We start from the raw sequence: 11,953 nt of genomic DNA on the forward strand, positions 1-11,953 counted from the left end.
CAGGTGCCTGCGAACTTCGTGCGGCCCGTCGCGGTGCTCGCCTCGACGGTCGACCGGGCCGGGACCTCGCACGCCTCGACGCTCCGCGACGACGGTGCGGGCGACGACGACACGGCGGGCGACGGCGTCTACACCGCGCGGCTCGACTCCCTCCCGGAGGGCACGGTCGGCGCCCGGTTCACCGTGAACGTCGCGGGCGTCCCGTACGAGGCGACCTCGGCGACGATCGTCGAACTCGGCTCGGACGGCCCCGGCAACGACGCCCCGATCGCGGCCGACCTCGAACTCGACGCGGTCGTCGCCACCCAGACCTGGGTGACGTTGCGCGGCGTCGACCCCGAGGGCGACCCGCTCACGTACACGATCGAGGATCAGCCCGAGCACGGCACGCTTGCGGGCACCGCTCCCGAGCTCACGTATCTGCCCTCGAACGACTTCGTCGGCGACGTGAGGTTCTCGTACCGGGTGTGGGACGGGCAGCTCTCGTCGCCCGCTGCGACCGTGACGATCCACGTCGGCAAGGGCACGGTGCGCTCGGAGCAGGCGCCGACCTACGGCCAGGGAGCGCTCGTGCACCAGCGCATCGTGCTCGAGGGGCCGGGCGGGGTCATCCCCGCGAACCCCGACGTCGCGCTCACGGCGACCTGGTTCGGCGAGGCCCTCCCCGTCGAGCTCGTCGACGGGCACTCCTCGGTGCTGCTCGACGTGCCCGTCGACGCGAGCGTCGGGTCGCACCCGCTCCGCATCGGGTTCCCGGGTGACGATCTGCACGAGGCCGGCGAGGTCGTGATCCCCGTGCGGGTGACGACGAACCGGACGCCCGAGGTGCAGGCGTTCTTCACGGCCGCCGTGCCCGAGGCGGGGTACGACACGCGGTTCGACGTGCTCGCGTCCGACTGGGAGCAGGGCATCGTGCGCTTCGAGCTCGACGCGGACGGCGACGGCACGTGGGAACACTCGATCGACCACGCCGTCGAGCCCGGGAGCGACTCCGTCGAGCGTGCCGTGCATTTCGTGCACCGGTACCCGGCTGCGGGCGACGCCACGGCGCGCCTGCGGGTGACCGATCGGGCCGGTGCGAGCGCAGTGCGGGAGATCACGGTGTCGGTCGCGCCCCACGGCGAGGTCGGCGCGAACACGTTCGTTCCGGATGTCTCGGGGGCCCCGTTCGCGATCGAGCGCGCCCCTGCGGATCTGGGACGCAACGTGCAGTTCGTCGGCGACGGCGGCCGGTATCTCCTGACCGCGCACGACGCGTCGCCGCTCGGCGACCCGGCCGAGACGCGCACGGTCCGGTTCACCGTGACCGACACGGACGACGGCACGAGCCGCGACTACGAGCTCCCGCTGCCGTTCGGCGACCCGGGCGACGTGCGGCTCGCGCCCGAGCACCCGTTCGCACGCGCCGGCGACCGGTTCGTGGACCTCGCCTCGGGCGTCGCGCTGCCGATCGAGGATCTCGGCTTCGACTGGCGCTCCGCCGTGAGCGACGCGGGCGACCTCGTCGTCGGCACGACGACGAGCGACGGCGTCGCGGTGTTCGACACCGCCGCGGGTGAACAGACGTCGATCGACGTCCCCGGCCGGGGTCGCGCGGTGCTGAGCGGCGACGGTGCGCGCGTTCTGCGTCGCGGCGACGCGGACGGCGAGATCGCGGTGTTCGACCTCGCGACGGGGTCGGCGGTGACGACACCGGTCGCGCCGGTCGCCGTCGAGGTGCTCGACGCGAGCGACGACGGCACGAAGGTGCTCGTGCGCGCGCTCGGCGACCTCGGACCCGAGCACGACGACGTCGACGCGCTGCACGATGTGTTCGTCGTCGACCTCTCGGACGGGAGCCTCGCCGAGGTCACGCGCTGGATCACGGAAGACACGGCCGGCACGAACAGCCCGCAGCAGGCGATCCTGAGCGGCGACGGGTCGAAGGTCGTGCTGTGGGCGAAGGCGAGCTCCACGTCGGCGGCTCAGGTGCATCTCGTGGATGTCTCGACCGGCGAGCCGTCGCTCGTCTCGGCCGACCGCGACGGCGCCCCCGGTGCCGTCGCCCTCCCCGGCGCGGGTGACTGCGGCGGATGGACGTGGTGCGTCTCGGGACAGAGCGCGTGGAAGCTCGACGACGGCCCGATTCTCGGCGTCGTCGACGACGGGTCGAGCGTGCGGTACGCGTCGTATGCGAACACCCTCGCGCCGGGCGACGTGCACTTCGTGTCGATGCCGGGCGCCGACGAGTCGCCCGCGTCGCCGCCGCGCCTGCAGTTGAACTTCTTCACGTGGGCGGCGCCGGTCGGCGAGGAGCCCGAGGAACCCCAGGAACCCGAGGAACCCCAGGAACCCGAGAACCCCGGCGAACCCGAGGAACCCGAAAACCCCGGCGAACCCGAGAACCCAGGCGAACCCGAGAACCCGGGCGAGCCCGAGGAACCCGAGAACCCGGGCGAGCCCGAGGAACCCGAGAACCCGGGCGAACCCGAGAACCCCGGCGAACCCGAGAACCCCGGCGAACCCGAGAACCCCGGCGAACCCGAGAACCCCGGCGAACCCGAGAACCCAGGCGAACCCGAGAACCCCGGCGAACCCGAGAACCCCGGCGAACCCACCCCGCCTGGAGATGGGCCCGGAGAGCCGCGAGAACCACGAGAGCCGCAAGCCCCGCAGGCGCCGCAGGCGCCGGACAGCCCGCACGCGCCGACGCGCGACGACGGACTCGCGAAGAGCGGGGTCGACGCGCGGGCGCTCGTCGCGGCGGCCATGCTCGCGGGACTCGCGGGGGCTGTGCTCGTGCTCGAGACGCGCAAGCGGCGCGGCGGGCGACGGCTGCGGTGACGTGCAAGGGCGCGCCGGGACATCCGCCCGGCGCGCCCTTGGCGATCACCACCGAAGCGAGATGCCCGAGCGCTCGACGACGTCGCGCGTCAACCGGTCCGCCGCGCGCCGGTGCTCGGCCGCGCGATCGTCCCAGCCGAGACGTTCGGCGATGTCGGCGAGCAGCCGATCGCGGGGGCCCCAGCAGGCGAGCGCCGTGCCTGCGACGACGAGCGGGGCCGTCGTCTCGGCGAGCGCGGTGTACGCGTCGGTGAGCAGCGGGGTGCCGAGCCGAACGGCGACCGCGGCGGCCTGCGCACGGTCGAAGTCGCTGCCCCAGTACGGGAACACGGGCACCCGGCGCAGGTTCCACCGCGACTGCATGGCGCGCGCCTCGTGCTCGGCTCCCGCCTCGGCGAGCGCGAGCACCGCCGCCCACCGCAGCGTGCGATGGGCGTCTTCCGAGGCTTTCGCGACGATGCGGTCGGCGACGAAGGCGACGTCGCCTTCGAGCCGGGCGAGCGTGAGCGTCTGGATGGCTCGCCCCCACTCGCCTCCCCAGATGCTCGTGCGTCGGAGCCGGTCGTAGGTGCGGTCGATGAGGGCCCGCGCGTCGTTGAACCGGCCCTCGAGCATGGCGGCGCACGCGAGCTGGCCGGCGTGCTGTGCCTCGAACTCGGTGCGTCCGAGTCGAGGGATGAGTTCCCCCGCGCGCTCGGAGTCCTCGGCGAAGCCCGCGATGTCGCCCGTCGACAGTCGGATGGAGGCGCGGTGCAGTCGGGCGACGATCTCCCCCGGCACGCGGTCGCCCGGGCCCCGGGCGTCGCCGCGGAGGCCGAGCCAGCGGTCGAGCACCGCGAGACGCGCGCCTTCGCCGCCGGGCCGCCAGAGGGTGAAGACCCGGCTGCTCGAGGCTCGAGCGAGCACGGCGGGGTCTCCGGATGCCGCAGCGTGCTCGATCGCGCGATGTGCGGCCTCGACGCCGCGATGCCGGTCGTCGTCGTCGCCGTAGTAGAGCTCCATCGCGAGCGCGCAGTGCAGGTCGGCGCGTTCGGCGTCGGTCGTCTCAGGGTCGTCGATGACGCCGTCGAAGAGGTCGATGGTCTCGCGGTCGACCTCGCCGAGCTGGCGCCAGTTCCAGAGCGTGACGCCGCCGAGGAGGGACAGCGCGCGCACGGTCGCGGCGCGGTCGCCCAGTCGCTGTGCTTGGCGCAAGGTCGCCCGGAGGCTCTGTGCCGCGGCTTGCACGTCGCCCGCCTCGCGCTGCTCCTCGGTGAGTCGGAGGAGGACGTCGATCCGCGCGCCGGGGTCCGCATCGGCGGGCAGCATCGCGAGCGCACGCTCGCGGAACCGTGCCGCACGGTCGAATGCGAGCGTGCTGCGGGCCCGGTCGGCGGCCTCGGTGCACGCCTCGAAGGCCGCACGCTCGGGCACGCCTGCGGCGGCCTCGTAGCGGTGGTGGGCGAGCTCTTCGAGTACGGAGTCGGCATCGACGACGTGTGCCCGCTCGAGGGCGTCGGCGTATGCGGCGTGCGCGAGGATGCGTTGCGAGGCCGTCATGGCGTCGAGCACGGCATCGCGGGCGAGGCTGTGGCTGAACGTCCAGCCGGTGTCCGCCGCGCGCAGCACGCCGACCCGCTCGGCGGACTCGAGCGCGTCGAGGAGCTCGTGTCCGGCGAGTGAGGTCGCCGCCGCGAGCGCGGGCCGGTCGAGGCTCTGACCGCCGACGGCGGCGAGGTCGACGAGTCGGCGTACGGGCGGTTCGAGGCTTTCGAGCCGCCCCGTGAAGAGTTCGGCGATCGAGGCGGGCAGCGGACCGTCGGCGCCCTGGGCGAGGAGCGTCGTGACGAAGAATGCGTTGCCGCCCGTGCGTTCGGCGAGCCGTTCGGCGCGGGCCCGGAGCGTGTCGGCGGTCGCCGCTGCACGGTCTGCCGCGTGGGTCTCGTGGGCGTCGATGAGCTCGGCGACCTCGTCGACCGAGAACGGTGCGAGGAGCAGTCTGCTCGAGGCATCCTCTCTCGCGAACGCCGTGAGCAGCGACGCGACCTCGGTGCGTTGCGACTCGGGTTGGCGTGCCGTCACGACGAGTCCGCACGGCGTCTCGCGGGTGCGCGCGGCGAGCAGTCGCAGTGCGTGCAGCGACGCCGAGTCGACCCACTGCAGGTCGTCGACGACGAGGAGGATCGGGTTCGCCGCGGCGGCCGCGAGCACTCGCGACACGATCGCGTCGGAGAGCTCGAAGCGTGCGGCGTCGCCGAGATCGGCCCCGCCGTCCGTGACTCGGTCGCGCAGTTCGTCGAGCTGCGCGGCTCCGGATGCCTCGGCGCCCGGCAGTGCGCCGAGCAGCTGCCGCCAGATCCAGAGCGGGGGCACCCCGGCACCGTCGACGGAGCGCGCCCAGACGACGTCGATCCCCGCCCGCGCGGCGCTGCGGGCGGCCAGCTCGGCGAGGTGCGTCTTGCCGACGCCGGCTCCGCCTTCGAACACGACGACGTGCCCGCGGCCTTCGCGGACGTCTCGGAGCATCCGGTCGATCTCGACGCGTTGGGCGGTGCGGCCGACCGTCACGGGGTCGGTCGCGGAGTTCGCGTCCGCCGACCCGGTGGCCGCTCCGTCCCGGCCGGCGTCCGCGTCCGCATCGGCGTCGCGCAGGATCCACGTGTGCAGGTCGCGCACCCGCGGACCGGGGTCGATTCCGAGTGCGTCGACCAGGAGCTCTCGGAACTCGTCGAAGAGCGACAGCGCGATCGCGGTGTTGCCTGCGGCATGCTCGGCGCGCATCCGCAGCTCCCAGTAGCCCTCGTCGAGCGGCTCCGCCTCGGTGAGCGTCCGCGCCCGTGCCGCCGCGCGCCCGGCATCGCCGATCCCGAGGAGCACGCGCGCTTCGAGTTCGTCGATCCGACGTCGCGCCCGTGCCAGCCGCCGGCCCTCGACGACGAGCTCGTCGCACGTCGGCAGTCCCGCGAACGGCTCGCCGCGCCAGAGCACGCGCGCCGCCTCGACGGCTGCGGTCGCCTCGGCCCAGGACTCCTCACCGCACGCGTGCTCGGCACGCCGCACGGCGTCGGCGAAGCGCACGAGGTCGATCCGGTCGGGGCGGACGTCGAGGAAATAGCCGGGCGCCTGCGTGACGACGCGGACACCGAGGGGCTCGAGCTGGCGGCGCAGCCGCGACACATAGACGTAGAGCGCTGCGACGCCCGATTGCGGCGGCTCGTCGTCCCACAGCTGTGCCATGAGCCGGTCGGCCGAGACGACGCGACCCGGGCTGAGGGCGAGCAATGCGAGAAGCGCCGACACCCGCCCGACCTGCGGCGACACGGCGAGTCCGTCGGCGTGGACCTCGAGCGGCCCGAGGAGCCCGACCGACGGGTGGGCGGTGCGGGCCGGACGAACCTGCGAGCCGGCCGATTCGCGGGCGAACGCGGTGGACACGGCCGATCCGATCAGACGGGCGCCGGCGGGCGCCAGGTCTGGACGGACTCGAGCTGCCGGCGGAGTGCGGAGGCGGGAGTCATCCGCAACACCGCGTCTCGCACGCGCGCACCCGCACGACTTCGCACGTGCGCGACGGCGCCCAGGGTTCGAGCGCGCCTGGCGATCGGCTGGGTGCGCTCGCGACGCAGACCGTCGTAGGCCTGGAGTGCGGCATCGATGACGGATGCGTCGGGGGACGGGTCACCCGCGATGCGTTCGAGCAGGGCGGCGAGCGTCGCAGCATCCTCCATCGCCTGACCGCCGCCCTGCCCGAGGTCGGGGTCATCGCGTGCGCGGCGTCGCCGAGGAGCACGCAGCGCCCGCGGCGGAAGGTCGGCACGGCTCCCGCGAGATCGTTGATGTCGAGCCGGAAGACCGTCGAGCGCTCGGTGGCCGCGATGATCTCGGGGATCGGGGCGTGCCATCCGCCGAAGCGGCGCTGCACTTCGGCGTACTCGTCGTCGATCTCGCTGTCGGCCGGCATCGACGCGACCGCGAACCAGTAGATGCGGCCGTCGGCGAGCGGGGCGAGACCGAAGCGCTCGCGGTGGCCCCACGTCTCGCCCGCCTCGCCGTGGAGGTCGACGGGCTCGGCGGTGACGCCCCGCCAGGTGCTGTAGCCCGAGTAGCGGATGCCGGGGTCGGCCGGCCACGAGGCCCGCACCTTGCTGCGGATGCCGTCGGCGGCCACGATGACGTCGAACCGTCCGGGTCCGTCGGATGTCGTGAGCGTTCGGCCGTCGGAGCAGACGCCCGACACGGCCGTGCCGAGACGGACGGTCCCGGGCCGGAGGGCGCCGAGCAGGAGTCGGTGCAGGTCGGCCCGATGCACGATGCGCAGTTCGTCGACCGCGCCGTCGGGGATCTTCGCGAGCCAGGTGCCGTCGGGACGTCGTTGGCCGCCGACGAGCTGTCGGGCCTCGGTCGTCGTGATCTCGCGGAACGCGTCGCCGAGCCCGAGCGAGTCGAGTGCGGTCAGACCGTTGGCGAAGATCGAGAGTCCCGATCCGACGGGCTCGAGCGCGCTCGCGCGTTCGAAGACCGTGACATCGGCACCCGCGCGTTGCAGGCCGATCGCCGCGCAGAGTCCGCCGATGCCGGCGCCGATGATCGCTGTGCGCATGGGATCGCATCCTTCCGTCGGGGTCGTGTGGGGAATGACCCGGTAGGGGCGGGGACACCGTCTCTACAGTTGTAGAGATCGCGTGCAAGGGCACTCTACACCTGTAGAGTCGATTCCGTGCAAGGTCGAATCCGACGAAGCAGGAGCCCATGGCCGAGAACCGCCGAGAACTGATCGCCGACGCAGCCATCGCGCTCCTCGCCCGAGAAGGGCTCAGAAGCCTCACCCACCGCGCCGTCGACCGCGAAGCCGGCCTCCCGAACGGCTCCACGAGCTACTACGCGTCCACGAGGCTCGCGCTCATCGAGCTCGTCGCCCACCGGCTCGCCGACCGCAGCGCCCGCGAGCTCGGCGCCGTCTTCGCCGAGCTCGAACGCCGCTCCGCCGAACACGCCGACGACCCCGACCGGCTCGAGATCGCCGTCGAGGTCCTCGACGGGTTCGTCCAACGCCTCGCCGACCGCAGCGAAGACCAGCGCGCCCGGTACGCGCTCATGATCGACCTCGTCGAACGCGAGTCCATCCGCGGCATCCTCTCGAGCGCGTCGCCCCTCGCGGGCACGACGCTCGACGTCGCACGAGGCTTCCTCGCCCGGCTCGGCGTCGACGCCCGGCCCGAGCAAGTGCAGAACCTCGTCCTCCTCACCGACGGGCTCGTCTTCGCACTCGTCTCGCGCATCGGGTACGGCTACCTCCGCCTCGACACCGCGAGCGTGCTGCGCGCCTACCTCACGGCCATCGCGAACGGCGCCGACGAGACATCCGTCACCGACCTTGCACCCGGCGCCGCCCCCGCGAGCCGAGATGCAAGCCGCGCGACAGGCCACCCTGCGAGAACTGAGGACACCGACATCCCGAAAGGAAGGGACCCCATGTCCGCAGTCACCGAGCGCTCGATCGCGCTCCTCGCCCAACTCCGCGCCGCGGGCGTCGCGACGGCCTACGGGCCCGACGACCCCGAGTACCGCGCCGCACTCGCCGGATTCAACACCGCCGTCGTGCACTCGCCGGCACTCGTCGTCGCGGCCGGACGCGTCGACGACGTCGTCGAGACCGTCCGCTTCGCCAACGAGCACTCGCTCGAGGTGTACGTCGTCGGCCGCGGCCACGGCGCCCTCGCCCCCATCGTCGACGGCATCGCGCTCGCGACCGCCGGGCTCGCCTCGGTCGACATCGACGCCCCCACGCGCACCGCGGTCGTCGGCGCCGGGGCCTCGTGGGCCGACGTGCTCGAGGCCGCCTCGCCCCACGGACTCGCTCCCCTCTGCGGCTCCGCGCCGCACGTCGGCGTCGTCGGATACCTGCTGGGCGGCGGCATCGGCCCGGTCGCCCGCACCTTCGGCTTCGCCGCCGACCACGTCCGCTCGATCAGCGTCGTGACCGCCGACGGAGGCCTCATCGCCGCCGACCCGAGCTTCAACCCCGACCTGTTCTGGGCGCTCCGGGGCGGCAAGGGCGGGTTCGGCGTCGTCGTCTCGGTCGAGATCGACCTCTTCCCGCTCGCGGGCGTCTACGGCGGCGGGCTCTACTTCGCCGAGGCCGACGCCCCGGCGATTGTGCGCGCCTACCCCGCCTGGTCGAAGGGCCTGCCCGAAGAGCTCACGAGCTCGATCGCGCTCCTCCGCCTCCCGCCGCTCCCCCAGCTGCCCGAGCCGCTTCGCGGGCGCTTCGTCGCGCACCTCCGGATCGCGTACGTCGGCCCGGCCGCCGACGCCGAGCAACTGCTCAACCCCATCCGCGCCGTCGCCGACCCCATCATCGACGCCGTCGGCGAGCTGCCCTACGCCCAGCTCGGCGCCATCCACTCCGATCCCGTCGATCCGATGCCCGTGGCCGACGGCGGCATCCTGCTGGCCGACTTCGACCAGGAGGCCGCCGACGCGCTCGTACGCGCCGTCGGGCCGAGCGCCGACGTGCCGCTCGCCGCCGTCGAGATCCGACACCTCGGCGGCGCACTCGGTCGCGAACCCGAAGAGCCCAACGCGGTCGGCGGGCGGGATGCCGCGTACTCGCTGCACATCGTCGGTGCACCGGTCCCCGAGCTCCTCGACACGGTGATCCCCGCGGTCGTCGAGGGCGTGTTCGAGGCGCTCGCACCGTGGGCGACGGGAGGCACGCAGATCAACTTCGTCGGTCGGGCGAACCGACTCGACGAGCTCGACGCCTCATGGCCGCCCGCGGTCCGCGAGCGCCTGCGAGACATCCGCCGGCGCTACGACCCCGAAGGCCGATTCCCGTTCCCCGGGTGACGCGATGCGGCGGGGGCGGGATGTCCCGTCCCCGCCGCGCGCGGTGCCTGCGCCGCTCCCCGACCCGACCGCCCGAAAGGACCCGCCCGAATGCCGCACTTCCCCTCGACCGTTCCGCACCTCGTGGTCTGCGGCCCCGCCTCGTGGAACCACCTCATCGTCCTCGACCGCCTGCCCGAACCCGTGCCGCACATGCAGTTCGCGACCGGCTCCGTGCACACGGTCGGCGGCACGTCGGCGGGCAAGACGCTCCATCTCGCGTCGCTCGGCGCGGCGGGCGGATTCACGTCCGAACTGCACGCCCTCGTCGCCCGCGACGCAGATGGCCGCCGCATCGTCGACGCACTCGAAGGTGCGGGCGTCGACCTGCACGCCCACACGTCGGGCGAGACCGAACGCCACGTCAACCTCATGACCGAGGCGGGAGCACGCGTCTCGCTCTACGTCTCGACGCCGACGGAGCCCGACGCGGAGACGCTCGCGACCGTCGAAGCAGCGCTGGCCCGGGCGACGATCGCGGTCGTCGACCTGAGCGGGTTCGGCGCCGAGGTACTCGCGCGTCGCGCCTCCGCGGGGGCGGCCGCGTGGACTGCGCCCGTCTGGGCGGATCTCCATGACTACGACGGCGCGAGTGCGTTCCACGAGCCGTTCGTGCGGGCCGCCGAGGTCGTCTTCATGAACGACGACGGCACCGACGACCCGTGGGCCCTCATGGCGTCGTGCCTCGCGAGAGGACCCCGCCTCGCGATCTGCACGCTCGGTGCGGAGGGTGCGATCGCGCTCGCCGCCGACGGGCGCCGGTTCGGCACGCCGGCCGTCCCGATCGGGGCCGTCGTCGACACGAACGGCGCGGGCGACGCGTTCTTCGCGGGCTTCCTCGCAGCCCGGCTGGCCGGCGAGGAGATCGACGGATGCCTCGCGGCCGGCGCCGCACAGGCGATCGTCGCGCTCGCATCCGAACACCTGCATCCGGCGCTCGACCGGCGCTGAACGGCGGGCGACCGGCCCGGATGCAGGTCGTTCGGCGCGGTGACAAGGGTCGACCGCGAGGCATCCGGCCCGTCGTCCTCCGCGTCAGACGCGCGCGTCTTCGCGCGCCGCGACCGCTCGCGGCGCCGGCCCGCGCCGCACCCGGTACGCGCCCGGGCGCGAGAGTTCGGCCCGCGGATCGTTGATGGTCATGCGGCACACCCACGACTTGATCGCGGCGCCCAGCCGCCCCGTGAACGCGAACGGCAGGGGCGAGTCGTCGGGTCGCGCCGGCTGGATGTAGCCGTCGCGCCGCCCGAGGCTGATCGAGGGCCCGAGAAGCCCGATCGAGAGAGGTTCCGGGGCTCTGCCGCGGAGCTCGGCGAGTATCCGCTCGGCGGCGGCGAGCCCCATGGGAAGGGCGACGCGCGCACCCATCGGCAGGTGCGCGGCGACCGAGTCGGGCGGCCGGACGGCGTCGCCCGCTCCCACGATCGCCGGATCGTCGAGTGCGGCGAGCGTCTCGTCGACGAGGAGCCGACCCCGTTCGTCGACCGCGAGGCCGCTGTCGCGCGCGAGCGTCGGCACATCGAACTCTGCCGCCCACACCGTCGCGTCGGCGCCGACGAAGCGCCCGTTCTCGAGCGACGCGCCGTCCGGCGTCACCGAAGCCACCCGCGCGTGGTCGACGATCTCGACGCCGAGCCGTCGCAGCCCCCGCACGATCCGCCGCTGCGCGGCCGGCCGGAGAGCCGCCCCGACCGGCCCGCTGCTCAGCAGCACGATGCGGGTCGCGGGGTGCGCCTCGGCGAGCTCGCTCGACACCTCGATGCCCGTCGGCCCGCCGCCGACGACGTTCACCCGTGCAGGCGGGGTCGGCGCGGCGAAGACGTCGCGCACGCGCGCGGCGCCGTCGAGGCCGCCGATCGGCAGCGCATGCTCGGCCGCGCCGGGCACCCGGCCGACCGCCGACGACGACCCGACGGCGTACACGAGCCGGTCGTACGGCACCACGACGGGGCCGACCGCCGTCTCGACGACGACCCGGCGGGCGTCGGCGTCGATCCGCCGGGCTGTGCCGATCACGAGCCGCACCCCCGCACCGACCATCGACGGGAACGCGAACGCGACGTCTTCGCCGCCCGCTGCGAACTCGTGCAGCCGGATCCGGTGCACGAACCGATCGGTCGGGTTCACGATCGTGACGCGCACGCGCGTCGCCTCGTCGGGCGTCAGCGATCCGCGCAGGCGGTTGGCCGCGATGACGCCTGCGTAGCCGCCGCCGAGGATCACGACGGAGACGGGAGACTGCTGCCGAGACATCCTGAACCCC

General features: G+C 73.7%; 6 protein-coding genes. 3 read left to right on the forward strand and 3 right to left on the reverse strand.

What is annotated here, in order from left to right:
- The first annotated feature begins 33 nt into the window (after positions 1-33).
- The gene (locus ET445_RS17770) at positions 34-2,823 is read left to right on the forward strand and encodes an Ig-like domain-containing protein (protein WP_341769761.1); all 2,790 of its coding nucleotides are present in this window, start codon (positions 34-36) and stop codon (positions 2,821-2,823) included.
- A gap of 45 nt (positions 2,824-2,868) precedes the next feature.
- On the opposite strand, the gene ET445_RS02180 is transcribed toward ET445_RS17770, so the two are convergent.
- A complete protein-coding gene (locus ET445_RS02180; protein ID WP_129188425.1) occupies positions 2,869-6,237 on the reverse strand; it encodes an ATP-binding protein in 3,369 nt (1,122 codons plus the stop codon).
- Between the two features lie 79 nt (positions 6,238-6,316).
- Complete coding sequence (locus ET445_RS02185; protein ID WP_208008504.1) at positions 6,317-7,402, reverse strand: FAD-dependent monooxygenase; 1,086 nt, start codon at positions 7,400-7,402, stop codon at positions 6,317-6,319.
- 149 nt (positions 7,403-7,551) lie between these two features.
- Here ET445_RS02185 and ET445_RS02190 point away from each other — a divergent pair, with 149 nt between their 5' ends.
- Both ET445_RS02190 and ET445_RS02195 read left to right on the forward strand, forming a co-directional pair.
- A complete protein-coding gene (locus tag ET445_RS02190; protein WP_129188427.1) occupies positions 7,552-9,651 on the forward strand; it encodes an FAD-binding protein in 2,100 nt (699 codons plus the stop codon).
- 90 nt (positions 9,652-9,741) lie between these two features.
- On the forward strand, positions 9,742-10,641 hold the full coding sequence (locus ET445_RS02195; protein ID WP_129188429.1) for a carbohydrate kinase family protein: 900 nt from the start codon (positions 9,742-9,744) through the stop codon (positions 10,639-10,641).
- An 84-nt stretch (positions 10,642-10,725) separates the two neighbouring features.
- On the opposite strand, the gene ET445_RS02200 is transcribed toward ET445_RS02195, so the two are convergent.
- Positions 10,726-11,943, reverse strand: a complete 1,218-nt coding sequence (locus ET445_RS02200; RefSeq protein ID WP_165314268.1) for an NAD(P)/FAD-dependent oxidoreductase — start codon at positions 11,941-11,943, stop codon at positions 10,726-10,728.
- Positions 11,944-11,953: the final 10 nt, after the last annotated feature.

The organism is Agromyces protaetiae, from assembly GCF_004135405.1.
In the GTDB taxonomy this organism is placed as follows: domain Bacteria; phylum Actinomycetota; class Actinomycetes; order Actinomycetales; family Microbacteriaceae; genus Agromyces; species Agromyces protaetiae.

Excerpts from the sequence above, each read along its gene's own strand:
- ET445_RS02185 (WP_208008504.1), bottom strand. The coding sequence starts at position 7,402 with ATGCGCACAGCGATCATCGGCGCCGGCATCGGCGGACTCTGCGCGGCG.
- ET445_RS02190 (WP_129188427.1), top strand. The coding sequence starts at position 7,552 with ATGGCCGAGAACCGCCGAGAACTGATCGCCGACGCAGCCATCGCGCTC.
- ET445_RS02195 (WP_129188429.1), top strand. The coding sequence starts at position 9,742 with ATGCCGCACTTCCCCTCGACCGTTCCGCACCTCGTGGTCTGCGGCCCC.
- ET445_RS02200 (WP_165314268.1), bottom strand. The coding sequence starts at position 11,943 with ATGTCTCGGCAGCAGTCTCCCGTCTCCGTCGTGATCCTCGGCGGCGGC.